Below are 24336 nucleotides of genomic sequence, written 5' to 3'. Positions count from 1 at the left end.
CGCGCGCAAAAGGCCGGACATGAGCGCAAGCGATCCGATCAAACCATCCCAACCGAGCCTTGCAAGCAGGGGGCCGTCCACATATGAGCACCGGAAGCGCAGGAAGTCGCTGTTTGCAGGCCGGCATCACCTGAATATCGGCACAGCTTAGCCGCCGACCATCAGCTTGACGACCTCGTCATGGTTGGTCTCGGAGATCTTGCGCTCGCCGGCCTGGACGCCGCGCCGCAGCACGACGATGCGATCGGATACCGCAAAGATGTCCTGCAGATTGTGCGAGATGAAGATCACCCCGCGCCCTTGCGCCTTGAGCTGGTGGATGAGCGAAATCACCTTGCGCTGCTCCGGCACGCCCAGAGCGGCGGTCGGTTCATCCATGATCAGGATCTGCGCATCCCAGTAGACGGCGCGGCCGATGGCGACCGCCTGGCGCTGGCCGCCGGAGAAATTGCTGACCGGGGCCTCGAGCCGGCTGACATGGAAGTCCAGCCGGCCCATCGTCGCCTTGGCGGCCTCGGCCATGGCCTTGCGGTCGAGCACCGGCAGGAAGCCGAACGCCTTGCGCATCGGTTCGCGGCCAAGGAAGATGTTGGCGCCGATCGACAGATTGTCGGCGAGCGCGAGATCCTGGTAGATCGTCTCGATGCCTTTTTCGCGCGCCTCCTGTGGCGTCGCGAAAGTCACCGGCTGGCCCCGAAGCAGGATTTCGCCGCCCGTCGGCTGGAACACGCCCGATATCGCCTTGATCAGCGTCGTCTTGCCGGCGCCATTGTCGCCCGCCAGCGCCACCACTTCGCCCGGCCGCACGGCCATGGAGAAATCGTTCAGCGCACGCACGGCGCCAAAGTGCTTGGAGAGGTTGCGGACTTCCAGCAGGGGGTCGTTCTGGTTGCTGCTATTCATCCTGACGGGCTCCACTGAACCGGCGCTGCGCCTGGTCGATAAGGACGGAAATGATGATGACGACGCCGACGGCGATGAACTGCCAGAACGGCTCGACATTGACGAAGACCAGCCCGTACTGGATGACCGCGATCACCAGCGCGCCGGCGACGGTGCCGAAGATGGTACCGGAGCCACCAAACAGGCTGGCGCCGCCGATCACCACCGCCGCGACGCTGTCGAGCAGCAAGGGCTCGCCGGCTTGTGCGGCGCCCGCGGTGAAGCGCGCGGCATAGAGTGCGCCGCCAAGGCCGGCGCACATCGCCGACAGCACATAGAGCCGCAATATGTGGCCCCTGATGTCGATACCGGCGCGGCGCGCCGCCTGCACATTGGCGCCGATGGCATAATTGTGCTGGCCGAACCGGGTCTGGCTAAGCAGATAGTGCATGACGATGACGAAGACCGCGGTGATCAGCACCAGATAGGGCACGCCATAGAACTTGCCGTTACCGAGTAGCGCGAACCAGGAATTCTGCACCGGCACGGTGGTGCCGCCGGCGAGCAGGAAGGCGGCACCGCGCGCGACGCCGAACATGCCAAGCGTGCCGATGAAGGGCGGCACCTTGAGCCGCGAGATGAGCAGGCCATTGATGACGCCGGGCACGCCGGCAACGATGACCGATGCAAGGATGCCAGCCAGCATGGCCAGCGGCAGGGGAATGGCGGCACCCGCCAAATTGGTGGCATGCGCGGCGATGACGGCGGCCAGCCCCATGATGAAGCCAAGCGATAGGTCGATGCCGCCCGAGATGATGACGAAGGTCTGGCCGGTCGCCAGCAGCAGGGGTGCCACGGCGAAGATCGCGATGGACTGCAGGTTGAACGGGTTGAGCATGAAGGTGGCGCCGAAGGCGAGCCGTGACCAGACCTCGAAACAGATGATCAGGCCGGCAAGGAACAGCCAGGCGCGCCCTTCGGCGATGCGTGCGATCAGGCTTCTGGCCGGATCGCCATGATCGGCCTGAGGGGCGACATGCTTGTCGGCCGGCTGGGCAGGTGATGTCGAGGTCATGGATACTCCGCGGCGCCTTCAAACAGGCCTCGATTGGCGAGGACCCGGCAGGTTCCTCCCGGCGGGCCGGGAGGAACCGAGCTGGTCTGGACTTACTCGGAGTAGAGATACTTCGAGATGTTCGGGTCCGCGATGTTGGACTTGTTCATGATCGTGAAGCCGGTGCCGATCGTGACCGGGATCGAATGGCCGGTCAGGTGGGCATAGGCGGAGACGACGCCGTAATAGCCGATCTCGGCCGGATGCTGGGCGATCGCCACGTCGACCAGGCCGGTGTTGATGTTGTCGACGATGCTGGTAGGAGCATCGAAGGCGACAACCTTGACGGTGCCCGTCTGCCCGGCCTGCTTGACGCCGTTGGCCGCACCCAGTGCCGAGAACAGATTGGCGCCGAACACGCCGACCAGGTCGGGATTGCGGGCGAACACCGCCTGCAGCTGCGAGGCCGCCTTGTTGGCGTCGTCGTCATTGAACTGGGTTTCCAGCACGGTGATGCCCGTATGCTTGGCCATCTCCTTCTTGAAGCCCTCTTCACGCTGGTCGGTGGTCGAGATGCCGGGCTTGACGTTCGACACATAGACCTTGCCCTTATCGCCAATGGCGGTGGCCAGGGCGCGCGCAGCGATCTCGCCGCCGAGCACATTGTCCGAGGCAATGTAGGCCAGCGGGAAATCGGCATCGCCGGCGCCGGTCTGGTAGACGCCGCTGCCGATGAAGGTGTCGACGGTGATGACCGGGATACCGGCATCATTGGCCTTGCGCAGCGGCTCGACCAATTGAACCTTGTCGGTCGGCGCGATCAGGATCGCGTCAGGCTTCTTGGCAATGACCGCATCAAGCACCGGCACCTGGGTGACCGGGTTGAAGTCCGGCGCGCCCTGGAAAACCAGGTTCACGCCAAGCGCGTCAGCCGCCGCCTGGGCGCCCTTGCGCATGGTGATGTAGAAGCCGTCGGTGGTGAGGCCCGGAATGAGCGCAATGGTGTATTTCTTGTCCTGCGCCTGTGCGGGCGCGATCAGCACCGTCGCACTGACGGCAAGCGCCGCGAGCGCGGCAACAATCTTCTTCATGACATCCTCCTCATTATTGGCAGATCTGCCGTTGCAAGTGACATTGGAATGGCCGTCATCCGTTCGGATGCCGACGGCCGGGAACGCCTGTTTGCCTTTCGCGGGCAGCTCCTCCCAAGCGCCCTCCAGTCGATATGTCAGCCGGTCAGCCGACCGGCGCACCTGGCCACAGCCCGTTCCTCAGCCTCCGCGAGGTCCGGCAAACTGTGCCCCGCGCCACGCCTTGCCGGCGGGCGTTCGAACTTGTAACACTTTGCAGAAATAAATTGCAACTCGGTTTTTCCGAGCTGATAGCACCGGGTCTTTCACACCGTACAACAACATCCGACTGCTCCGCGGAGCCCCGGTCAACTATCGCCCGGGGCCTGCGGCGGCACAACTGGTTTTCGTGGCCAGACCTTGGATCGCCCGGAGCCAGCAATCGCGGCAGCGTCCTGCCCGTTCCATCCCTAGGCGAGCGCCGCGAGGATGGCCTGTGCCGTCTTGGTATCCGTCACCAGCGTGTTGATGAGCCCGGCGCGAACGGCGGCAATGATTGCCGTCGCCTTTTCCGGCGACGCGGCAAGGCCGATAACCAGCGGTACGGCGCGCAGTTGCGCCGGCGACATGGCGATCATCCGGCTCTCGCCTTCCCAGGCGATCAGCGTGCCCTCGGCATCGAAATAATGGCGAAGCACGTCGCCGGCGGCATGAACCAGCGCCTGCTCGCTCGGCGTCGCGGCACTTGCCTCGGGGGCATTGATGGCATGCGGCAGACCGATGCCGACGATCGCGACATCGGTCCTCTCCCACAAAGCGACGGCATCGCGGATGGCCGTGTCGCGTAGGAAAACCTCGCGCAATTCAGTGGAGGGCAGATAGGGCGCATGGATGAAATGCGGCGTGCCGCCGAACTCCTCGGCGGCAAGCCGCACAAATTCGTTGACCTGAAAATGCGCCGCCTGCTGCTGCATGCCGCCGGTGGCAGCCACGGTCAGCACGCCGGGCATGCGCGGCAGGCCGGCGCGGATCACTTCGCGTACGGCGCGTCCCCAGCCGATGGCGACGACGGCGCCGGCCACCAGCTGCGCCTGCCTGAGCAGCCCGCCAAGCGGCGCTGCGAGTGCCGCCAGCGTGCCTGCCGCCGGCGTCTCCACCACCGAGGCATCCCGCAGTTTCAAGCCATCGATCAGTTGCCTGGTGATATCCTCCGGCGTCGCCAGGTCGAGAACCTCGATCCGCACGATCCCTTCCGCCCGCGCCCGCTGCAGCAGGCGCGAAATCGTCGCGGTGGAGACACCGAGCTGCCGCGCAATGTCGACCTGCGACATCTCTTCCAAATAATGCAGCTTGGCAACCGTGTGCAGCATCGTCCGCGATGCGGCCGCATCCTGGATGGGGGAAACAGACAGCTTGCAATTCCTTTCAGCAACGTGTTACACACGTATACGCCGACGGGAGTTATCGCGCAAATCCAGCCAACTCGCAACTTGCGGCCGATCCTTGGCCGCAAGGCCGGCGAGGCATTGTTCGCGAGGGCGGATGGCGCAGCACCTCGGCAAAATCTCCCTGCCTGCCGGCAAGGCGGGCAGAACCGAATATTCTTGTTTTCACGGGATCCGCGCCCTCCGTGAGAGAGCGCCAACATCGGATTGAGACCATGACGAAGATGACCACCGCGGAGTTGCGCGGCTATCAGCAGATATGCGGCAAGGACGGGGCCATGGTGGCCATCGCCTGCGACCAGCGCGGCGGCATGCGAACCTTGCTGGCGTCGGACCCGGCCGAGCAGGCCAAGATCACCAACGACATGCTCGGCGACACCAAGGCCGACATCACCCGCTACCTCGCCAGTGCGGCGTCCTGCGTGCTGCTCGACCCGCTCTGCGCGGTGCCGCGCATTGTCGACGAGGGCGTGCTGAACCGCGACACGGCGCTGCTCATCGGCCTCGACGCTTCCGGCTTCGACGTCTCGCCCGAGGGCTACCGCCTGTCACGCCTGGTTCCCGACATCGACGCGCGCCGTGTCCGCGCACTCGGTGGCACCGGCGGCAAGATCATGGTCTATCTCAGGGCCGACAAGGCGCAGGCCAACGACCACAACATCGCCATCCTGCGCCAGTGCATCGCCGATTTCGGGCAGGAGGACCTGCTGCTGGTCGTCGAGTTCCTGACCTATCAACTCGATGGCGAAAGCCCGGAGGACTATGCGGCCAAGACGCCATGGCTTGTCGAAGAAGGCACCAGGATTTCGCTGGAGTGCGGCGCCAAGGTGCTGAAGCTTCCCTACCCCGGAACGCCGCAAGCCTGCGCCAACATCACCAAAATGGCCGGCGACGTGCCGTGGGCCGTGCTGTCGGCCGGCGTCAACCACGCCACCTTCCTTGGCCAGGTCGAGATCGCCATGCAAAATGGCGCCTCGGGCGTCATCGCCGGCCGCTCGCTGTGGAAGGATTGCATCTCGCTCGACCGTGACATCCAGCGCGAAAGGCTTAAGACCATTGCGGTGCCGCGATTGCGTGAGATCCAGGCCGTGATCGGGCACTACCGGCAGAAAGCCGCTGCCTGACAATCGCGTTGGATTAGGGCTATTCCAGCAAAAGTGTGAAGCGGTTTTTGCGTCCGGAATTGCGTAAGAACAAATGCAGGACGCCATGCCTCTCAGCATAGGAATCGATATTGGCGGCACCAATCTGCGTGCCGCCCGCATCTCCGGCACCGGTGAAATCCTCAAGCGCGTTTCCGAAAAAAGCGCGCCCGACCCGGAGCTGGTGCTCGGCCGCATCGCCGACATGGTGCGCCTTCTCGACACGCCTGATGTGAAGGCCATCGGCGTCGGCGTCCCCGGCCGCGTCGATGCGCGGCGCGGTGCGGTCCTGTCGGGCGGCTATGTCAACCTCGCCTCGGTTGCGCTGGCGCAGCGCCTGGAAGACATGACAGGCAAGCCCGTCGTCATCGACAATGACTGCAACATGGCGCTGGCCGCCGAAATGGCGCTCGGCGCCGGGCGCGGCCATGGCAACATCGTCATGTTCACCATCGGCACCGGCATTGGCGGCGCGCTCGCTCAAGATCGGCGGATCACGCGCGGCTCGGCAACGGCAGGCCAGCTCGGCCACATCACCGTCGACGTCAATGGCGAGGTTTGCGCCTGCGGCCGCCGCGGTTGCGTCGAAACCACCAGTTCGGGTACGGCGCTCGGCCGTCATATGCCCGCGCCGGGCTCGGCGTCGACATTTCTGTCGATCAGCTCTTTGCCCGCGATGCGGCCGGTGACATCCACGCGCGCGGCCTACTCGACGCCTGGGCCAGACCCCTGCGTGCCGCCATCGACACGGCGGTTGCCGTGCTTGACCCCGATCTGGTGCTGCTTGGCGGCGGCCTTGGCCGGGCGGCACACACAGCCCTCGGCCGCGCGCCGGCACTGGCGCCCTGGTATCAATGTCAGGTCGAACCGGCGCAGCTCGGCGACGACGCCGGTGTGATCGGCGCTGGCCTGCAGGCGCTGGCGGTGGAGCCGCATGCCGTCCCGGTTTCGCCCTTGACGCAGCCCAGCCGTGCCAGGCGCACCGTGCTCGTCAACGGCATCCCCGCCAGCGGCAAGAGCACGGTGTCGCGCGGCATCGCCGACCGCATGGGATGGCCGCTGCTCGCGCTCGACACGATCAAGAACCCGTTCCTCGAAGTGCTCGGCGGCGGCGACCGCCTGTTCAACCGCACGCTCGGCCGCGCCAGCTACCAGGCGATCTGGTCGGTCGTCGGCGAGGCCCCCGCAGGCACCATTGTGATCGTCGATGCCTGGTTCGGCTTCCAGCCGCGCGAGGTTCTCGAAGATCATCTGCGAAAAGCCGGCGTCGAGCAGACTGTTGAAATCTGGTGCCACGCGCCCGGCGAGGTGCTTGCCGAGCGCTATGGCGCCCGGCTCGACCAGCGCCCCGCCGGCCATCCCGGTGCGGCCTATATTCCCGAACTGATCGAGCTCGCCAAGCGCGCCGAGCCGCTGCGGCGCGGGCCGCTCTTCGACGTCGACACGACCAAGCCGATCGACTTCGATGCCATCACGGCCTGGCTGCGAACGGTCATAACCAACGGTGCATAGGCGGCTTCATGCCGGCGGCCGCAGCGCCGTGCGGGCGATCTGCCAGGCGGATTCGACATGGCGCCGCGCCGCGGCCTCCGCCTCTTCCGGCTTGCGTGTGCGGATCGCATCCATGATCTCGTTCATCTCGGCGATCGCCGCTTCGCGCCGGTTGGTCGAGACAATGGTCATCGAACGAAGCTGGTTGATGCGGACATTCAGCCCGCTGACGATTTCCCAGGCGACACGCTTGTCGGCGGCCTCGAACAGCGCCTCGTAGAATTTCGTTGTCGCCCGCATCACCGCCGGCGGCGTCCCCGATGCCCATGCCTTGAACAGATCCGCCAGCGCGCGTTCGAGCGTTGCCAGCTGCTCGCCGGTGGCCGACAGGGCGCAGGCCCGGGCCGCAATGCCTTCGAGCAGCGCCCTCAACTCATAAATCTCGTCGGTGCGGCCGAGGTCGGGCCTCGCCACCGCGGGCCCATGCCCAGGGATCATCTGCACTAGCCCCTCGGCCTCCAGCTGCCGCAGAACCTCGCGCACGACGGAACGGCTGACGCCAAGCTGGTCGCAAAGCGGCCGCTCGACCAGCCGTTCGCCAGGCTGGAAGTGGAAATCCATAATCGCGTCGCGCATGCGCTCCAGCGCCAGCGTCCTCAAGGTCTTGGCGCTGCGGTCGATGCGAAGCGTGTCGTCTGGCATGTGTTGTGTTGCCTCCTGCGCCGCCACAAAACAGATTCCATGCCCGGTTGACAAGGTACTTGGCGCTCCATAGCATGGTATACCATAAGATGATACAGGGATCAGATGGTCCCGCGACGGCGCCGACCCGAGGATTTCATGCAGCCTGCCATCCGCAAGATCGTGACCTATACCGAGAACACGCTGATCGAAGGCGGCAAGGCTGCACCTCGACCGCTGCGCCTGATCGGCGTCGCCGCGGTGTTGGTGAACCCCTGGGCCGGACGCGGCTTCACCGACGACCTGTCGCCCGAAATCCGCGCCTGCGCGCCGGTGCTGGGAGAGATCCTGACCCGCGAGATCATTGCCGTCGCCGGTTCCGGCGAGGCAATCGAGGGCTATGGCAAGGCGGCCGTTTGCGGCACGTCAGGCGAGATCGAGCATGCCTCGGCGCTGATCCATACGCTGCATTTCGGCAACCATTATCGCCGCGCCGTCGGCGCCAAGACCTATCTTGCCTTCACCAATCTGCGCGGCGGGCCGAACACGCCCATCATGATCCCGCTGATGGACAAGAATGACGAGGGACGGCGCTCGCATTACCTGACCGTGCATTTCCAGATCGGCGATGCGCCGGCGCCGGACGAACTGGTGGTCGCGCTTGGCGCGTCGATCGGCGGTCGCCCGCATCACCGCATCGGCGATCGCTATCAGGACCTCAAGGAGCTTGGGGACGTGCATGGCTGACGCTTCCGCATGGGCTCGACAGGGCACCGCGCCCGACGGCACCGGCTTCATCCGCGCCGGATCGGGCACGCCGGTTCTGTTCATCCATGGCGTCGGCATGAACGCCGCGATCTGGCAGCCGCAGATCGAACGCATGGCCGACCGCTTTGACGTCATCGCCATCGACATGCTCGGCCATGGCCTTTCGCCGCTGCCGCCGCAGCACCCGGAACTAGCCAACTACGCCGACCAGGCCATTCGCCTGCTCGATCATCTCGGCCTCGACAAGGTATCCGTCGTCGGCCATTCGATGGGTGCGCTCGTTGCCCAGGAGTTGGCCCTGCGTGCGCCGGAGCGCGTCCGCCGCATCGTTTCCCTGAATGCCGTGTTCCGGCGTCCACCTGAACTGGCCAAAGCCGTTCGCCGGCGCGCAGTGGCGCTCAACGGCCGCAGCGATACGGCCGGCACGACACAGACGATTGCCCGCTGGTTCGGAGATCCGGTGCCGGCCGCGCTGGAGGCGGCGGCGCAGAAGACGGCATCCGCGCTGAGCGCGGTCGACCCGGAAGGCTATGCCCGCACCTATCGCCTGTTCGCTCGTGCCGACGGCGATCATGCCGACCGCCTGCCGACGCTGGCCGTGCCGGCCCTGTTCATGACCGGCTCCGAGGACAGGAACTCTTCGCCGGCAATGTCGGCCGCGATGGCACGCCTGGCGCCGCATGGCCGCTGCACGGTACTGCCAGGCGAGAAGCACATGATGGCGGTCGCGGCGCCCGATCTGACAACGCGCCATATCGTTGAATTCCTCGCAGAGGACGAAGTGGCCGAACAAGACGGCACTGCGAAGACGAATACCGGGTTCGACAGCGGCGAGTTCCGCCGTGCGCTTGGCTCCTTCCTCACCGGCGTCACCATCGTCACCACGATCGGACCCGAAGGCGAACCACGCGGCTTCACCGCCAACTCCTTCACCTCGGTGTCGCTTGATCCGCCTCTGGTGCTCGTCTGCATCGCCCACAAGGCGCTTGGTCATCCCGTCTTCGCGACCTCGAAGAGCTTCGCCATCAACATCCTCAACGAGGGTCAGAAGGCAGCGTCCGGCGTCTTTGCCTCGAAAGCGGCCGACAAGTTCGCCACCGTGGCCTGGCGGCCGGGACTGACCGGCAGTCCCGTGCTGGACGGCTCGGTGGCCTCCTTCGACTGCGACATGGAGCGGCTGGTCGAGGCCGGCGATCATTCGATCCTCATCGGCCGCGTCCGCGATTTCGAGCACAATTCCGCGCAGCCGCTCGGCTATTGCCGCGGCGCCTATGTCGCACCCGGCCTAAGCCAGGACGCGCTCGCCGCCACCCAGCCCGGCACCGATGTCGGCGCCATCCTCGAAAATGGCGGCCGGATCCTGTTCCTGGAAACTGCGGACGGTTTCGAACTGCCGCGCGGCCGCGGGTTGGGCTCGGCTGGCGACGGCAATAGTCTGCGAGGGCTGCTTACGAAGAAGGCCATCGAGGCTCAGCTCGGCTTCCTGTTCGCCGTCTGGGACGACGCCGGACCTGTTTCGCGCACGCATGTCTACTATCGCGGCACGTTCGACGTGCCCGCTTCCAGCGATCGCGGCATCAGGCTGATCGAGATCGACGCGATCGAGGGATTGAAGATCGCCGACCCGGCGATCCGCTCGATGCTCGCGCGCTATGTCAGGGAATGCTCGGTGGATGCATTCGGCGTCTATGTCGGCAACGATGTTGAAGGCGAGGTCCGGCCGCTCGCCAGACCCAGCGCTTCCACCGTCAATACAGGTGACCACGGATGAAATTCTCGCTCTTCGTGCACATGGAACGGTCGGACCTGGCCAAGCCGCATTCCGAGCTTGTGACCGAGCTCGAGGAGCTGGTCCTGATGGCCGAACAGGCAGGCTTCGAGACCGCCTGGATCGGCGAGCATCACGGCATGGAATTCACCATCTCGCCGAACCCTTTCATCAACATCGCCTATCTCGCGGCCAAAACCAGCCGCATCCGCCTCGGCACCGGAACCGTGATCGCGCCCTTCTGGCACCCGATCAAGCTTGCCGGCGAAGCGGCGATGGCCGACGTCATCAGCGGCGGCCGGCTCGACATCGGCATCGCGCGCGGCGCCTACAGCTATGAATATCAGCGCATCTTTCCAGGTCTTGACGCCTGGGGCGCCGGCCAGCGCATGCGCGAGATCATACCGGCGATCCGCGGCCTCTGGGACGGCGACTTCGAACTCTCCGGCGAGTTCTGGCAATTCCCTGCCACCACTTCCTCGCCCAAGCCGCTGCAGAAACCCTACCCGCCGATCTGGGTGGCGGCCCGCGATCCGAACTCGCACGATTTCGCCGTCGCCAATGGCTGCAAGGTCCAGGTGACGCCGCTGGCGTCCGGCGATGACGAGGTGACGAGCCTGATGCAGCGCTTCAACGCCGCCTGCGCCGCGCACCCGGAGATAGCCCGGCCGGAAATCATGCTTCTGATGCACACCTTCGTTGCCGAGGACGCGGCCGATGCCGATCGCCTCACCCAGGACCTGTCGATTTTCTACTGCCAGTTCGGCGCCTGGTTCCAGAACAAGAAACCGGTGCATCAAGGCATATTGGAGCCGCTGACGGCGGACGAGATCGCGGCCATGCCGCAATACGCGCCGGACAAGATCAGGCAGAATCTGGTGATCGGCGAAGCCGACGAGGTCATCGCCAGGCTGAAGGCCTATGAGGCGCTCGGCTACGACCAGTATTCGATCTGGATCGACAGCGGGCTTTCGCATGAGCGCAAGATGAAATCGCTGCAACTGTTCATCGACCGGGTGATGCCGGCCTTCCTCTGATCGCGAGCCCATGACCGACACCCTCTTCAGGAACTTCATCGACGGCCGCTTCGACGAGCCATCCGCCACGTTCGACAGTGTCGACCCGTCGACCGGCGCGGTCTGGGCGAAGATGCCGGCGGCGAGCGAAGCCGATGTCGACCGCGCCGTCGAGGCGGCCCACCGCGCACTGCGCTCAGACCCATGGCGAAGGATGACAGCGACTGCGCGTGGAAAGCTGCTGGTCAAGCTCGGCGACCTCGTCGCCGCCAATGCTGGGCGACTTGCCGAGCTCGAGACACGCGACACCGGCAAGATCATCCGCGAGACCCGCGCCCAGATCGCCTATGTCGGCGACTACTACCGCTACTATGGCGGGCTTGCCGACAAGCACGAAGGCGCGCATGTGCCTGTTGACAAGGCGGACCTCGACGTCACCATCCGCCGCGAGCCCATCGGCGTCGTTGCCGCGGTGGTGCCGTGGAACTCGCAGCTCTTCCTCTCGGCCGTCAAGCTCGGCCCGGCGCTCGCCGCCGGCTGCACCATCGTGCTCAAGGCCTCCGAGGACGGACCGGCGCCGTTGCTCGCTTTTGCCGAACTGGTTCATGAGGCTGGCTTTCCCCCGGCGTCGTCAACATCCTCACCGGCTTTGGCCAGGATTGCGGCCGGCGCCTGACCAGCCATCCGCTGGTTTCGCGCGTCGCCTTCACTGGCGGCCCATCGACGGCGCGCGCCATCGTCAGGAACACGGCGGAGAACCTTGCCTACACCACTCTGGAGCTCGGCGGCAAAAGCCCGGTCGTCGTCTTTGCCGACGCCGACCTCGACAGCGCCGCCAACGCGGTGATCGCCGGCATTTTCGCCGCGACCGGCCAGAGCTGCGTCGCCGGCTCGCGGCTGCTGGTCGAGCGTTCGGTGAAGGATGAGTTCCTCGCCCGGCTGAAGCGCAAGGCCGAAGCGATCCGCATCGGCGATCCGCAGGATCCGGCGACCGAAATGGGGCCGCTCGCCACGCTGCGCCAACGCGACTGGATCGAGAAGGTGGTCGCGGAAAGCCTCGCCGCGGGCGGCATGCTGGTCACCGGCGGAACACGGCCAGCCGGCAGCGGCTTCTATTACGCACCCACCATCATCGATGCCCGCGGCAGCGACTTGCCCTGCATGCGCGAGGAGCTGTTCGGTCCGGTGCTCAGCGTGCTTGCTTTCGACACCGAAGCGCAGGCGCTGGCGCTCGCCAACGACACGCCCTTCGGCCTGGCTTCCGGCGTGTTCACCAGCAATCTCGCTAGGGCGCACCGCATGGCGCGCGACATCCATGCCGGCGTCGTCTGGGTCAACACCTATCGCGCCGTATCGCCGCTCGTTCCCTTCGGCGGCTACGGCCTGTCGGGCCTCGGCCGCGAAGGCGGGCTCGACGCCATCAGAGATTACACGCGCTCGAAATCCGTCTGGATCAACACCTCGGACGAGCCGATCCCCGATCCCTTCGTCATGCGCTGAGAATCGCGGGACGCAGGTGCACTGAGAAAAACAAGAACAGACCAACAGAGGAGAATGACATGAAACTGATTTTGACCGGCCTGCTGGCCGGGCTGCTCGCAGCGACCGCCGCCAAGGCCGATGAAATGGCGTTCACCAGCTGGGGCGGCACCACGCAGGAGGCGCAGACCAAATCCTGGGCGGCCCCCTTCGAAGCCAGCTCCGGCATCAAAGTGCTGCAGGATGGGCCGACCGACTACGGCAAGCTCAAGGCCATGGTCGACGCCGGCAACGTCACCTGGGATGTCGTCGACGTGGAAATGGATTTCGCCATAAAGGCTGCCAAGGACGGGCTGCTGGAGCCGATCGACTATGCGGTCGTGCCCAAGGCCGATCTCGACCCGCGCTTCAGCAATGAGCATGCCGTCGGCAGCTTCTATTATTCCTTCGTGCTCGCCTGGAACAAGGGCACAGTCACGGGCGAACCGACCGGCTGGGCCGACATGTTCGACACCAAGAAGTTTCCCGGCAAGCGGACCTTCTACAAATGGTCGGCGCCGGGCGTCATCGAAATCGCGCTGCTCGCCGACGGCGTGCCGGCGGACAAGCTCTATCCGCTCGATCTCGACCGTGCCTTCAAGAAACTCGACACCATCAAGTCCGATATCGTCTGGTGGGGCGGCGGTGCCGAGTCGCAGCAGCTGATCGCCTCCGGCGAGGCCGCCTTCGGCCAGTTGTGGAACGGTCGCGTCTTCGCCCTTCAGCAGGATGGCACCGACGTCGGCGTCGCCTGGAACCAGAACCTCACCGCCGCCGACGTCCTCGTCGTGCCGAAGGGTGCCAAGAACAAGGGCAGTGCGATGAAGTTCCTCGCCGCGGCCACCAGCCCGACCGGCCAGGCGAAATTCGCCGAAGCAAGCGGTTATGCGCCCATCAACACCAAGGCCAAGGCCGAGATGCCGGCCGATGCCGTCAAGACGCTGCCGGATGCCCATGTCGAGGGCCAGATCAACCTCGACATGAACTACTGGGCCGAGCATCGCGACGAGATCGCCACGCGCTGGTATGCCTGGCAGACCAAGTAACACCGTTGCAGACCGACGGGGCGCGGCTTGCGCGCCCCGTTTCGAGACAGGACCGCTCGATGCAGGGAAGTTCTTTTAGACGCAGCTCGGTCGCCGGCCTGCCGGCCGGCAGCGGCAGCGCCTTGCCGGCCCTGCTCCTGGTTGGCCTGTTCTTCATCGTGCCGGTGGTCGCCCTGCTGCTGCGTAGCGTCACCGATCCCGAACCGGGCTTGCAGAACTATGCGACGCTGTTCGGCAGCGGCACCTATGTGCGGGTGTTCCTCAACACCTTCCTGGTCGCATCGGTCGTCACCGCCGTCACCATCCTGGTGGCTTTCCCCGTTGCCTGGATGCTGGCGATCATGCCGCCGGCCCTGGGCTCGATCGTCTTCGGCATCATCATCCTGTCGATGTGGACGAACCTTCTCACCCGCACCTATGCGTGGATGGTGCTGCTGCAGCGCACCGGCGTCATCAACCGGGCGCTGATGGGCCTGGGCATCATCCACGAGCCGCTGCCGCTCATCAACAATCTGGCCGGCGTCACCATCGGCATGGTCTACATCATGCTGCCCTTCATGATCCTGCCGCTGGTCGGCACGCTGCGCGCGATCGATCCGATGACGCTGCGCGCCGCCGCCCTTTGCGGCGCGAGCCCGTTCGAAGCCTTCCGCCGCATCCTCTTGCCGTTGTCGCTTCCAGGCATTGCCGCCGGCGGGCTGATGGTCTTCGTCATGTCGCTTGGTTACTTCGTGACGCCTGCGCTGCTCGGCGGCACATCGAACATGATGCTGGCCGAAATGATCGCCCAGACGGTGCAGTCGCTGCTCAACTGGGGGCTCGGCAGTGCGGCCGCCTTCGTCCTGCTCGTCGTCACCATGGCGCTCTACGCGATCCAGCTTCGCCTGATCAGCGCCAGACGCGCCGGCGGAGGGATCTGAGGATGCTGCTCGACTACGACCGGCTCGGATGGCTGCGCGTGGCGCTTGTCGGCTTCACGGCGGCGGTCGCGGCTTTCCTGTTGCTGCCGGTGGTCTTCATCGTGCTCCTGTCATTCGGCTCGTCGCGCTGGCTGGCCTTCCCGCCGCCCGGCTGGACGCTGAAATGGTACCAGCAATTGCTGGCCGATCCGACCTGGATCGATGCCGCACTGACCAGTGCCCGGATTGCCGCCATGGCCGCCATCCTCGCCGTCATCATCGGCCTGTTCGCCTCCTTCAGCCTGGTCAGGGGTGAGTTTCGCGGACGCCAGGTCCTGCGCGGATTGCTGTTGACGCCGATGGTACTGCCGGTCGTCGTGTTCGCCATCGCCATCTACGCCTTCTTCCTGCGCATCGGCCTCGCCGGCACCACGGTCGGCTTCGTCATCGCACACACCATCCTGGCGCTGCCTTTCGCCATCATCCCGATCACCGCCGCGCTCGAGGGCTTCGACAAATCCATCGAGGACGCGGCCATCATCTGCGGCGCCAGCCCGCTGCAGGCGCGGCTGAGGATCACCTTGCCGTCGATCAGGATCGGCATCTTCTCGGCGGCGATCTTCTCTTTCCTGGCCTCATGGGACGAGGTCGTGGTGGCGATCTTCATGGCAAGCCCAACCTTGCAGACCTTACCGGTGAAGATCTGGGGCAGCCTGCGTGCCGACCTCAGCCCGGTCGTGGCCGCCGCCTCCAGCCTGCTCGTCGGCCTGACCTTGTGCCTGATGATCGCGACCGCACTCCTTCGCAGAAAATTGTCCAGATGACCCGGTCCTTCCTGTCCATACGCGCGGTAAGAAGACGTTCGGCGCCTTCGTCGCCGTCCACGACGTCACCATCGATGTGCCCAAGGGGGAGTTCCTGACGTTTCTCGGCCCGTCGGGCTCCGGCAAGTCGACCACGCTCTACGCCATCGCCGGTTTCCAGGATCCGAGCTCGGGCGACGTGCTTCTGGAAGACAGGTCGCTGCTCTCGGTGCCGTCGCACAAGCGCAACATCGGCATGGTCTTCCAGCGCTACACGCTGTTCCCGCATCTGAGCGTCGCCGAGAATGTCGCCTTTCCGCTGCGCGTGCGTCGCCGGCCGGATGGCGAGATCAAGCGCAAGGTTGCCGACATGCTGGCGCTGGTGCGCCTCGAAAACTTCGCTGATCGTCATCCGGGCGCCCTTTCTGGCGGCCAGCAGCAGCGCGTGGCGCTTGCCCGCGCGCTCGCCTACGATCCGCCGATCCTGCTGATGGACGAGCCGCTGTCGGCGCTCGACAAGAAGCTGCGCCAGGAGATCCAGGCCGAGATCCGCCGCATCCACCGCGAAACAGGCGTCACCATCCTCTATGTCACGCACGACCAGGAGGAGGCGCTGCATCTTTCGGATCGCATCGCTCTATTCAGGGAAGGCCGCATCGAACAGATCGGCACCGGCGAGGATCTTTATCTCCGGCCGGCGAGCGAGTTCGTCGCCGGCTTCATCGGCAACTCGAATTTCCTGCCGGCTGAGCATCTGCAAACCGCGGGTGGGGCGTCAACGATCCGCCTTGCCGACGGCTCGATCGTCACCGGCGTCAAGACGACGACGTCCTTCGGTCAAGGCCAGAAGGTCCGGCTGATGGTGCGCCCCGAAGCCTTCCGCCTCACCCCCGGACCGGTGAGCGCGGCACTGGCCGTCGAGATCGTCGATACCGCCTTCTTCGGCGACCGCCGGCGCGTCGTGGCGCGCACGGCCGGCGGCGACGAAATCGATGTCAGGCCAACCTCGGATGCAGAGGAAGCGGGTAGCACCGCCACATCGGGTCAGCGCATCTTTTTCGATCCCGCTTCGGCATTCCTGTTCCCGGCCTGATGGCCACAATCTTCCGGCTGGGGTCGGATTTCGACTGATCCTCCCGCAGTGGTCGCTCAGTCGCCCTTGAAGACATGAAGTTCCGTTCCAGCCGCTTCAATGACAGCGCGCAGCGCCGGTTGCGGCTCACGATCGGTGACGATGTCGGAAAGCTCACCGAGCCCGCAGACGCGTTCGAGGCTGTTGCGCCCGAACTTGTCGTTGGTCACCACAAGCGCTGTCGACAGCGCACGCGCAATCATCGCCCGCTTGACCGCCGCCGCCCCCGAGATCATGTCGCTGGGCCCATCCGCGGACAGGCTCGAGGCGCCGATGATGGCAATGTCGGCATTGTAGCGCCTGACGAATTCCACCGTATCCTCACCCACCACGCTGGCTTCGCGGCTGTCATAGGTTCCGGGGCACAGGATAACCCGGAAGGTCGGATTGGCCCCTGTCACCGAGGCCACGCCGATAGAATTGGTGATGATGGTCAGCTCGCGCTTCAGCTGCGAGAGACTGCGCGCCACCTCGTAGGTGGTCGAGCCGCCATCGATCATCACGATCTGGCCTTTCTCGACCAGTCCGGCCGCACCACGCCCGATCCGGGCACGCTCCTCGATCATGGTCTGGCTGCGCTCGGCAATCACCGGTTCGGATGTCACCAGCGAGATCGTCGCGCCGCCATAGGTTCGGTTGAGCAGTCCCGCATCGCCAAGCTCGATCAGATCGCGGCGGATCGTTTCGCCGGCAACACCCAGGCGAAGGGCGAGCCTGGAGATACGAATCGAGGCCGAGCGGCGCACTTCCGACAGGATAAGCGCATGCCGCTCCTTCTTCGATAGCCGGCTGTGCCCCATGATCGATTCTCCGCGAAGTCGACACTATTAACCATGCCGACGCAGATGGGGAAGGAGTCTCGCGAGGCCTGGCTGACCTGCCTCGATCCGGACGGTTAAGCCGGATGCCGGCTGACAAGCGCAGGTGCTGCTGATCTGATGACGTTCTGACGAATCGGCGGAAGACGACGGAGACCGCAATGCATGTCGTGACATTGTTGAAGGCTGATATGTTCGACGTCGAGATCGACGGCAAGCCCGCCTCGATCGCGCAGGCCTTGCCTGACTGGAACCCGCATGACCGCTTCGGCCTGGTGATCGACGATGCGCTTGGCGGCATCGGCGCCACCCATCTTCTGCAGATCGCCATCACCGCCTTCTACGACGTCAAGCCGAGCCGCCGTACGGAGCTCACCGTCTATCCCGAAATCTATGCCTTCCACATCGGCAAGGGGTATGGCGCGCATGCGCCCTATGATTTCTGGCCGGCCCGGCGCGAGGTCATCACTTCGCGCGATCATCGTGAAGTGCTCGACGCCATCAATGATCGCGGCATCACAAGGCTGGCGGTTCCCGATCGCGCGCCACGCGAGGTCGTGCATCGGCCGAAGGAAGTCGATGCGGCGCTCGACCGCATCGCATCGGCCTTCGTCTACGACCCGTCGGGCCGGGTTTCGGATCCCGACCTCGTCATTTTCAGGCAACGACAGGCGGACCGAGTACAATCCCAACAGCGCCTTGCGGCCGCGCTATACCGACAGCCGGCCGGCTTCGGTTTCGACCGCGGCCAAGCCGGTCAAGGAACTCGATTCGTCCTACCAGGAGTGGCTTCGCAAGCGTGAGCACGACCTGACCAGCGAGGAACGTGCCTTCGTCGAACGTCGCCGCCAGGACCTGAGACAGGACGGCCTCGTCACCGAAACCTATCGGCGTGTCGGCGTGCGCGAAGCCCTGATGCGGCTGGCGTCGGCCGGCCTCGATCGAGACACGGCCGCCGCCGTTTGATCAATAGCCGACGGTAAAACGCTGCCTGATGTGGGCCGGCTTCTCGATCTCGTCGACCATGACGATGGCATAGTCCTCGAAGGAGATGCTGCTGCCCTTGTCCGAGGCAAGAAGCGTGTCCTTGCCGAGGCGGTATTTGCCGGTGCGCTCGCCCGGGACGAACATGGCGGAGGGCGACAGGAAGGTCCAATCGAGGTCGCCGACGGTCTTCAACGTGTCAAGGAAGTCGGCGCCCTTCTGTGCTTCGGCCTTGTAGATTGCCGGGAATTCGGGGGTATCGACCAGCCTTTTGCCGGGCGCGACTTCGAGGCTGCCGGCGCCGCCGACAATGAGATAGCGCTTGACGCCGGAATCGCGCACGGCGGCGATCAGCGTGTCGGTGTCGCTGTCCAGAAAATGCACGGCGCTGATCACCACATCATGGCCGCGGATCAGGTCGGTGAGGCCTTGCCTGTCGAAGACATCGCCCTTCCTGGCCGTCACCCCGGGCAGCACGGCAATCTTTTCCGGGCTGCGGGCGATACCGGTGACCGTATGGCCACGGTCGGAGAGTTCCTTAAGCAGGCGCGAACCGACAGCGCCTGATGCGCCGATGAGAGCGACTTTTGCCATGTCTTTTTCCAGTCCTTGTTGGAGGTCAGTTGGGAGGGATCACGCCGCCGCGATATGGGCGAGGAGATTGTCGAAGCTGCCGAACAGTGCGTTCGAACCGATCAGCTTGGGCGCATCGTTGCGGATAATTGCAAGGGAAGGCACGCCATTGGCATGCAGGCGCTGGAACAGCGCGCGACCACGGCCAACCAGCTCGCGGTGCGCCGTCAGCAAGATTTCGGTCGGCTTCTTCAGCATCGCCGCGGCATCCGCCATGCCGGCATCGGCGAGCACGCCAGCCACGCCTTCGACAGTCACGATATCGCGGCCGTCGACATAGCGCGCACGCTGGATCGCCTTAAGCGCGGTGAGCCGGCGGCTGGTGTCTTCCAGGCCGGCGGCACTGATGCCGAGGGTCGCGGCATGCGAGTCCAGCAAGGTGCCACGGATGCCAAGGACATTGCGCTGATAGGCCTGCGTGAACTTCTGTCCGGTCAGGCGCTCGATACGCTGGTCATTCGCCCAGGCATGGGCGGCAAAACCCTCATCCATCGGCCGTGCACCGGCACCGGAGAAGAGGCCGGTCGGCAGCAGCTCGAGGCGCACGCCACTGGCCGACAGCCTGTCCAGCATCGGCGCGGCGCCGTAGCACCAGCCGCAAAGCGGGTCGAAAAGATAAGTCACGTCTGAATTGCTCACGATTGCTGCCATCCTCGATGCGGGATATCGCCGACGAGCCCGCCACATGTCGTGGCCATATGTGGCAGACGCACGCCTTGCGATAAATCGCGCCTAATAATACAAACTGTCTGATCAGATCAGACAAAAGCAATCACCTTGGCCGACCTTTTGAACCTCAACCGGCTGGTCTACTTCACCACGGTGATGGAGACCGGCTCTTCACCGCTGCCGCGGATCGGCTTGGCGTCGCCAAGGCCGTGGTCAGTCATCAGATCGGCAGGCTCGAAGAGGAACTGGGCGCGACGCTGCTGCAGCGCACGACCCGGCGCGTCACACCGACGGAAGAGGGCCGGCTCTTCTATGACAGGGCAGTGGTCATCCTGCGCGAGGCGGAGTCCGCTTATGGTGAGATTTCGCACAGCGCGGTCGAGCCGAGCGGAACGCTGAGACTGACCGCGCCGCTCGACTATGGCACCAGGATGGTGGCCCCTGTCATGGCGGCGTATCTGAAGACCTATCCGCAGATGCGCGTCGAGGCGATCTTCGACGACGCGGTGAGCAGTCTGGTCGACGAGCAGATCGATCTCGGCATCCGCGTCGGCTGGCTTACCGATTCCTCCAACCAGGCGCGGCGCCTGGGCACGATTCGGCAAGTCGTCGTTGCCAGCCCGACCTTCGCGGCAAGCCTGCCCGCGGATGCGAACCCGAACCAGGCGCGATCACTGGCCTGGGTCGGCAACGTTCAGCTGCGCGGCGTTGGCCAATGGCTCTTCTCCAGGAACGGCGAGACGGTGCTGACCGAACTCAATCCCGTCGTCGTCTGCGACAAAAGCCCGGCGGCCTATGCTTGCGTGCTCGCCGGCATTGGTCTGGGCATATTTCCCGACTATGCGGTTGATGAGGATATCGCCACAGGGCGGCTTGTGCGGATATTCGCCGAGTGGATCCTGCCCACCGGGGGTATCCATGCCGTCTTTCCGCCGGCCCGCTTCCGGCCCGCCAAAGTGCGCGCCTTCGTTGAATTGCTCGCGGCTGCCGAGAGAAAGCGGGCGCGCGGCGTCACCAAAGGGTGAAGCCGATCCTTCTCAGCAAGACTCCAGCGGAATCATCTTGGCTGCAGCCGAGCCAGTTTGGCGGCAATGCCGTCCAGGATCAGCTCGAGCCCCGCTGCAAAGCTTTGATCCTGGATCGCGTTTCCGTCGAATTCACGGCTCTCCTCGAACAGCGCGGTGGTCCGGGGATAGGTCCCGGAGCCGGTGATCGAAGCAGCATAGGCAGCCTGATCCGCCCGCCACTGCTCGGCGGACAGCCCTGAAGTGCCGATAGCGATATCGTCAGCGATCTCGGACGCGACGAAGCCGCGCACGTAGGAGATCAGCGTGTCGATAAGGACAAGCCGCTCTCTCGCTGACAGATCATGCTCCTCCAGGAGGCCAAGTGTTGTCTCCAGTCGCTTCAGCCGGTTAGGACCGAGCGTTGGACGGCCAGCAAGCGCCGTCACCATCCAGCGATGGGCCAGGAAGGTTTGGCGCGTGGCCCAGCCGATCGCGCTGAACGGCGCCGTCACATCCCGCGACGGCACCACGATCGGCTACAGGCAGATGGGCAACGGTCCAGCACTGATCTTGCTGCATGGCGGTATGCAGGCGGCACAGAACTTCATGAGGCTCGCCACTGCCCTCTCAAATACCTTCACCCTCTGCATACCTGATCGCCGCGGGCGTGGACTGAGCGGGCCGTTCGGCGACGAATATGGAATGGAGAAGGAGCTTCAAGATCTTCAGGCCCTCGTGGCAGGGACCGGCGCACAAGACGTCTTCGGCCTGAGTTCCGGCGCCCTCATCGCGCTTCAGGCAACGCTCTTCCTGTCCTCCCTGCGCAAGATCGCGCTTTACGAACCGCCACTGGCGATCGCCGGCGCACCGTCGCCCATGGCCTGGGCGCCGCGCTATGAAAGGGAGCTGGCGCTTGGCGATCTGGCGGCCGCCATGGTTTCCTGCATGAAGGGCACAGGCGATGCCTCGAAGAAGATCAAGATGCCACGCTTCGTTCTGGTGCCGTTGATGCGGCTGGCGATTCGGGCCAGTGCAGGTGACAGGAGAAACGGAAACGTCCCGCTGGATGTCCTTATCCGCGCCGTTCACTGCGATGTTCGCCTGGTAGCGAAGATGGCAGGCACTATCGAGAACTTCAAAGCCACGCGCACGGAAGTCCTTCTGGTCGGAGGCGACCAGAGCGCGGCCTATCTGCCTCCGACGCTGGACGCGCTGGCGGGTGTTCTGCCCGGTGCCAAGCGTCTCGAATTGTCCGGTCTCGGCCATTTGGCGGCGGACGATGTCGGCCAGCCGGAGCGTGTCGCCGACGTCTTGCGGCCATTCTTCTCGCAGCCTTGATCCGAAGGACGGGATAGGCATATCGCGAAAGCGTCGCGAAGGCTGAGATCGTGACCTTGTCAGTCAGTGACGACTTACATTGACGGAGCGGTCGGTTCGATCTTTGCGGGGCAGCTGATGAGAGGTTCGACTTGGCGGCGCCGGCATGTAGATACAAAAACGGCCCGCTTGAAGCGGGCCGTATTTGATGTTGGTTGCGGGGACAGGATTTGAACCTGTGACCTTCAGGTTATGAGCCTGACGAGCTACCGGGCTGCTCCACCCCGCGCCACCTCTAGGCAAGCGTTTGCTTGCCGAACTGAGCAAGCGTTTGCTTGCTTAGGACGTAAGCCCAAGCCTACGAATAGGCTGGCCTACAAATAGGTAGATGGCTCACCAAATGAAAGGGCCGCTTACGCGGCCCGTGGTCCCTTGGCGGGCCTTGTTCGTAGAGAGAAGATTTCACTGACATCCGCTTGGATGTGAGTTCAACGTGCATTTAGCAGACCTGGCAGCGACCTACTCTCCCGCGTCTTGAGACGAAGTACCATCAGCGCTGGAGCGTTTCACGGCCGAGTTCGGAATGGGATCGGGTGCAGCCGCTCCGCCATAACCACCAGGTCGGCAAAACGCACGTTGTTCGAGAAGCTGGGTTAGGGGTTAGGCAGTAGGGAATAGTGAGTAGGGATAGCCGCTCGCTATTGGCTTGTGCCGTTTGCCCGTCTTTCCGTGCCAATGGCGACGTTCATTGCAAGGCGCCCCGGGCGTAAGCCCGCAAGCGCGACTGCGCGTCGCCGGTTTTCCGGCGCCCTCGCGGAGCATAGGCCCGTTAGGGCCGCTCATGCGTGAGCGCTGGTAAGACCATCGTGTTTCACGATGGGCATAAGGAATGAGAACGATCAAGCCGATCGAACTATTAGTACCGGTAAGCTTCAAGCGTTGCCGCTCTTCCACACCCGGCCTATCAACGTGGTCGTCTTCCACGGTTCTCAGGGAATACTCGTTTTAAGGTGGGTTTCCCGCTTAGATGCCTTCAGCGGTTATCCCGTCCGGATATAGCTACCCTGCTATGCGGCTGGCGCCACAACAGGTCCACCAGAGATCCGTCCATCCCGGTCCTCTCGTACTAGGGACAGATCCTTTCAATATTCCTACACCCACGGCAGATAGGGACCGAACTGTCTCACGACGTTCTGAACCCAACTCACGTACCGCTTTAAATGGCGAACAGCCATACCCTTGGGACCTGCTCCAGCCCCAGGATGCGATGAGTCGACATCGAGGTGCCAAACAACCCCGTCGATATGGACTCTTGGGGGTCATCAGCCTGTTATCCCCGGCGTACCTTTTATCCGTTGAGCGATGGCCCTTCCACGCGGGACCACCGGATCACTATGACCGACTTTCGTCTCTGCTCGACTTGTCAGTCTCGCAGTCAGGCAGGCTTATGCCATTGCACTCAGCGAACGATTTCCGACCGTTCTGAGCCCACCATCGCGCGCCTCCGTTACTCTTTAGGAGGCGACCGCCCCAGTCAAACTACCCACCATACATTGTCCCGGACCCGGATAACGGGCCGCGGTTAGACATCCATAGTAATAAGGGTGGTATTTCAAGGGTGGCTCCACCTGAGCTGGCGCCCAGGTTTCAAAGCCTACCACCTATCCTACACATGCCACTACGAATGCCAATGTAAAGCTATAGTAAAGGTGCACGGGGTCTTTCCGTCTAACCGCAGGAACCCCGCATCTTCACGGGGAATTCAATTTCACTGAGTCTATGCTGGAGACAGCGGGGAAGTCGTTACGCCATTCGTGCAGGTCGGAACTTACCCGACAAGGAATTTCGCTACCTTAGGACCGTTATAGTTACGGCCGCCGTTTACTGGGGCTTCGATTCAGAGCTTGCACCCCTCCTCTTAACCTTCCAGCACCGGGCAGGCGTCAGACCCTATACGTCGTCTTGCGACTTCGCAGAGCCCTGTGTTTTTGATAAACAGTCGCTACCCCCTGGTCTGTGCCACCCTCCTCTACTTGCGTAGAAAAGGGTCACGCTTCTTCCGAAGTTACGCGTGCAATTTGCCGAGTTCCTTCAGCATAGTTCTCTCAAGCGCCTTGGTATACTCTACCAGACCACCAGTGTCGGTTTCGGGTACGGTTTATAAGGAGGAGCTATTTCCTGGAACCACGCAGC

The 24336-nt window shown here is 64.1% G+C and carries 18 protein-coding genes, 1 tRNA gene, 2 rRNA genes and 4 pseudogenes (1 of these 25 only partly in view); 13 read left to right on the top strand and 12 right to left on the bottom strand.

Annotated features, from left to right (window positions below):
* Window positions 1–147 precede the first annotated feature (147 nt).
* From AC0V7N_RS10460 to AC0V7N_RS10445, 4 genes are all read right to left on the bottom strand, one after another.
* Window positions 148–903 carry an ATP-binding cassette domain-containing protein gene (locus AC0V7N_RS10460; RefSeq protein WP_475457118.1) on the bottom strand — a complete coding sequence of 252 codons (756 nt, stop codon included), beginning with the start codon at window positions 901–903 and terminating at the stop codon, window positions 148–150.
* The gene (locus AC0V7N_RS10455) at window positions 896–1957 is read right to left on the bottom strand and encodes an ABC transporter permease subunit (RefSeq protein WP_475457116.1); all 1062 of its coding nucleotides are present in this window, start codon (window positions 1955–1957) and stop codon (window positions 896–898) included. Before AC0V7N_RS10455 ends, AC0V7N_RS10460 begins: the two co-directional genes overlap by 8 nt.
* A 92-nt stretch (window positions 1958–2049) precedes the next feature.
* On the bottom strand, window positions 2050–3027 hold the full coding sequence (locus AC0V7N_RS10450) for an ABC transporter substrate-binding protein (RefSeq protein WP_475457114.1): 978 nt from the start codon (window positions 3025–3027) through the stop codon (window positions 2050–2052).
* A 449-nt stretch (window positions 3028–3476) separates the two neighbouring features.
* On the bottom strand, window positions 3477–4376 hold the full coding sequence (locus tag AC0V7N_RS10445) for a sugar-binding transcriptional regulator (RefSeq protein ID WP_475457112.1): 900 nt from the start codon (window positions 4374–4376) through the stop codon (window positions 3477–3479).
* 290 nt (window positions 4377–4666) lie between these two features.
* On the opposite strand from AC0V7N_RS10445, the gene AC0V7N_RS10440 reads away from it, so the two are divergent.
* Together AC0V7N_RS10440 and AC0V7N_RS10435 are read left to right on the top strand one after the other, a co-directional pair.
* Entirely contained in the window at window positions 4667–5575 is a 909-nt protein-coding gene (locus AC0V7N_RS10440) for a tagatose-bisphosphate aldolase (protein WP_475457110.1), read from the top strand.
* A 73-nt stretch (window positions 5576–5648) separates the two neighbouring features.
* A pseudogene (locus AC0V7N_RS10435) lies at window positions 5649–7105 on the top strand (ROK family protein).
* Between the two features lie 6 nt (window positions 7106–7111).
* Here AC0V7N_RS10435 and AC0V7N_RS10430 read toward each other — a convergent pair.
* Window positions 7112–7786, bottom strand: a complete 675-nt coding sequence (locus AC0V7N_RS10430; protein WP_475457106.1) for a GntR family transcriptional regulator — start codon at window positions 7784–7786, stop codon at window positions 7112–7114.
* A 138-nt stretch (window positions 7787–7924) separates the two neighbouring features.
* On the opposite strand from AC0V7N_RS10430, the gene AC0V7N_RS10425 reads away from it, so the two are divergent.
* From AC0V7N_RS10425 to AC0V7N_RS10390, 8 genes and pseudogenes are all read left to right on the top strand, one after another.
* Window positions 7925–8512: an amino acid synthesis family protein gene (locus tag AC0V7N_RS10425; protein WP_475457104.1), complete on the top strand. Its 588-nt coding sequence runs from the start codon at window positions 7925–7927 to the stop codon at window positions 8510–8512.
* Window positions 8505–10304 (top strand): alpha/beta fold hydrolase, encoded by a 1800-nt coding sequence (locus AC0V7N_RS10420; protein WP_475457102.1) that lies wholly within the window; start codon window positions 8505–8507, stop codon window positions 10302–10304. The genes AC0V7N_RS10425 and AC0V7N_RS10420 overlap by 8 nt, the downstream gene beginning before the upstream one ends.
* Window positions 10301–11338, top strand: a complete 1038-nt coding sequence (locus tag AC0V7N_RS10415; RefSeq protein WP_475457100.1) for an LLM class flavin-dependent oxidoreductase — start codon at window positions 10301–10303, stop codon at window positions 11336–11338. The genes AC0V7N_RS10420 and AC0V7N_RS10415 overlap by 4 nt, the downstream gene beginning before the upstream one ends.
* Before the next feature lie 10 nt (window positions 11339–11348).
* Window positions 11349–12817: pseudogene (locus AC0V7N_RS10410) on the top strand (aldehyde dehydrogenase).
* Window positions 12818–12876: 59 nt separating this feature from the next.
* Window positions 12877–13881 carry an ABC transporter substrate-binding protein gene (locus AC0V7N_RS10405; RefSeq protein WP_475457096.1) on the top strand — a complete coding sequence of 335 codons (1005 nt, stop codon included), beginning with the start codon at window positions 12877–12879 and terminating at the stop codon, window positions 13879–13881.
* A 59-nt stretch (window positions 13882–13940) separates the two neighbouring features.
* Window positions 13941–14801: an ABC transporter permease gene (locus AC0V7N_RS10400; RefSeq protein ID WP_475457094.1), complete on the top strand. Its 861-nt coding sequence runs from the start codon at window positions 13941–13943 to the stop codon at window positions 14799–14801.
* A 2-nt stretch (window positions 14802–14803) separates the two neighbouring features.
* Window positions 14804–15604, top strand: coding sequence for an ABC transporter permease (locus AC0V7N_RS10395; protein WP_475457092.1), 801 nt, complete (start codon window positions 14804–14806; stop codon window positions 15602–15604).
* Window positions 15601–16676: pseudogene (locus AC0V7N_RS10390) on the top strand (ABC transporter ATP-binding protein). The gene AC0V7N_RS10395 and the pseudogene AC0V7N_RS10390 overlap by 4 nt, the downstream one beginning before the upstream one ends.
* Before the next feature lie 56 nt (window positions 16677–16732).
* Here the strand turns inward: AC0V7N_RS10390 and AC0V7N_RS10385 are convergent.
* On the bottom strand, window positions 16733–17515 hold the full coding sequence (locus AC0V7N_RS10385) for a DeoR/GlpR family DNA-binding transcription regulator (protein WP_475457088.1): 783 nt from the start codon (window positions 17513–17515) through the stop codon (window positions 16733–16735).
* A 179-nt stretch (window positions 17516–17694) separates the two neighbouring features.
* Here AC0V7N_RS10385 and AC0V7N_RS10380 point away from each other — a divergent pair, with 179 nt between their 5' ends.
* On the top strand, window positions 17695–18336 hold the full coding sequence (locus AC0V7N_RS10380) for a hypothetical protein (RefSeq protein ID WP_475457086.1): 642 nt from the start codon (window positions 17695–17697) through the stop codon (window positions 18334–18336).
* A gap of 163 nt (window positions 18337–18499) precedes the next feature.
* Here the strand turns inward: AC0V7N_RS10380 and AC0V7N_RS10375 are convergent, their stop codons facing one another.
* The gene (locus AC0V7N_RS10375) at window positions 18500–19111 is read right to left on the bottom strand and encodes an NAD(P)-dependent oxidoreductase (RefSeq protein ID WP_475457084.1); all 612 of its coding nucleotides are present in this window, start codon (window positions 19109–19111) and stop codon (window positions 18500–18502) included.
* Between the two features lie 39 nt (window positions 19112–19150).
* Window positions 19151–19789 carry a DsbA family protein gene (locus AC0V7N_RS10370; protein ID WP_475457082.1) on the bottom strand — a complete coding sequence of 213 codons (639 nt, stop codon included), beginning with the start codon at window positions 19787–19789 and terminating at the stop codon, window positions 19151–19153.
* 138 nt (window positions 19790–19927) lie between these two features.
* Here AC0V7N_RS10370 and AC0V7N_RS10365 point away from each other — a divergent pair.
* Window positions 19928–20844, top strand: a pseudogene (locus AC0V7N_RS10365) (LysR family transcriptional regulator).
* 32 nt (window positions 20845–20876) lie between these two features.
* Here the strand turns inward: AC0V7N_RS10365 and AC0V7N_RS10360 are convergent.
* Window positions 20877–21338 carry a TetR/AcrR family transcriptional regulator C-terminal domain-containing protein gene (locus tag AC0V7N_RS10360; protein ID WP_475457080.1) on the bottom strand — a complete coding sequence of 154 codons (462 nt, stop codon included), beginning with the start codon at window positions 21336–21338 and terminating at the stop codon, window positions 20877–20879.
* Between AC0V7N_RS10360 and AC0V7N_RS10355 the strand changes: the two genes are divergently transcribed.
* The gene (locus AC0V7N_RS10355; protein WP_475457078.1) at window positions 21304–22164 is read left to right on the top strand and encodes an alpha/beta fold hydrolase; all 861 of its coding nucleotides are present in this window, start codon (window positions 21304–21306) and stop codon (window positions 22162–22164) included. The two genes, AC0V7N_RS10360 and AC0V7N_RS10355, sit on opposite strands and share 35 nt — an antisense overlap.
* A 191-nt stretch (window positions 22165–22355) precedes the next feature.
* Here the strand turns inward: AC0V7N_RS10355 and AC0V7N_RS10350 are convergent.
* The 3 genes from AC0V7N_RS10350 to AC0V7N_RS10340 all read right to left on the bottom strand — a co-directional run.
* Window positions 22356–22432, bottom strand: a tRNA-Met gene (locus AC0V7N_RS10350).
* Between the two features lie 217 nt (window positions 22433–22649).
* Window positions 22650–22764 (bottom strand): 5S ribosomal RNA (gene rrf / locus AC0V7N_RS10345).
* Window positions 22765–23038: 274 nt separating this feature from the next.
* Window positions 23039–24336 (bottom strand): 23S ribosomal RNA (locus AC0V7N_RS10340); it runs 1503 nt beyond the window's last position.

Source organism: Mesorhizobium kamtschaticum, assembly GCF_056174585.1.
The sequence above is the reverse complement of the archived record's forward strand: the minus strand, read 5'-3'. Positions and strand labels throughout refer to the sequence as shown.

What these genes read in the sequence shown, in the direction of transcription:
- AC0V7N_RS10460 (WP_475457118.1), bottom strand. Translation starts at nt 903, where the DNA reads ATGAATAGCAGCAACCAGAACGACCCCCTGCTGGAAGTCCGCAACCTC.
- AC0V7N_RS10455 (WP_475457116.1), bottom strand. Translation starts at nt 1,957, where the DNA reads ATGACCTCGACATCACCTGCCCAGCCGGCCGACAAGCATGTCGCCCCT.
- AC0V7N_RS10450 (WP_475457114.1), bottom strand. Translation starts at nt 3,027, where the DNA reads ATGAAGAAGATTGTTGCCGCGCTCGCGGCGCTTGCCGTCAGTGCGACG.
- AC0V7N_RS10445 (WP_475457112.1), bottom strand. Translation starts at nt 4,376, where the DNA reads ATGCTGCACACGGTTGCCAAGCTGCATTATTTGGAAGAGATGTCGCAG.
- AC0V7N_RS10440 (WP_475457110.1), top strand. Translation starts at nt 4,667, where the DNA reads ATGACGAAGATGACCACCGCGGAGTTGCGCGGCTATCAGCAGATATGC.
- AC0V7N_RS10430 (WP_475457106.1), bottom strand. Translation starts at nt 7,786, where the DNA reads ATGCCAGACGACACGCTTCGCATCGACCGCAGCGCCAAGACCTTGAGG.
- AC0V7N_RS10425 (WP_475457104.1), top strand. Translation starts at nt 7,925, where the DNA reads ATGCAGCCTGCCATCCGCAAGATCGTGACCTATACCGAGAACACGCTG.
- AC0V7N_RS10420 (WP_475457102.1), top strand. Translation starts at nt 8,505, where the DNA reads ATGGCTGACGCTTCCGCATGGGCTCGACAGGGCACCGCGCCCGACGGC.
- AC0V7N_RS10415 (WP_475457100.1), top strand. Translation starts at nt 10,301, where the DNA reads ATGAAATTCTCGCTCTTCGTGCACATGGAACGGTCGGACCTGGCCAAG.
- AC0V7N_RS10405 (WP_475457096.1), top strand. Translation starts at nt 12,877, where the DNA reads ATGAAACTGATTTTGACCGGCCTGCTGGCCGGGCTGCTCGCAGCGACC.
- AC0V7N_RS10400 (WP_475457094.1), top strand. Translation starts at nt 13,941, where the DNA reads ATGCAGGGAAGTTCTTTTAGACGCAGCTCGGTCGCCGGCCTGCCGGCC.
- AC0V7N_RS10395 (WP_475457092.1), top strand. Translation starts at nt 14,804, where the DNA reads ATGCTGCTCGACTACGACCGGCTCGGATGGCTGCGCGTGGCGCTTGTC.
- AC0V7N_RS10385 (WP_475457088.1), bottom strand. Translation starts at nt 17,515, where the DNA reads ATGGGGCACAGCCGGCTATCGAAGAAGGAGCGGCATGCGCTTATCCTG.
- AC0V7N_RS10380 (WP_475457086.1), top strand. Translation starts at nt 17,695, where the DNA reads ATGCATGTCGTGACATTGTTGAAGGCTGATATGTTCGACGTCGAGATC.
- AC0V7N_RS10375 (WP_475457084.1), bottom strand. Translation starts at nt 19,111, where the DNA reads ATGGCAAAAGTCGCTCTCATCGGCGCATCAGGCGCTGTCGGTTCGCGC.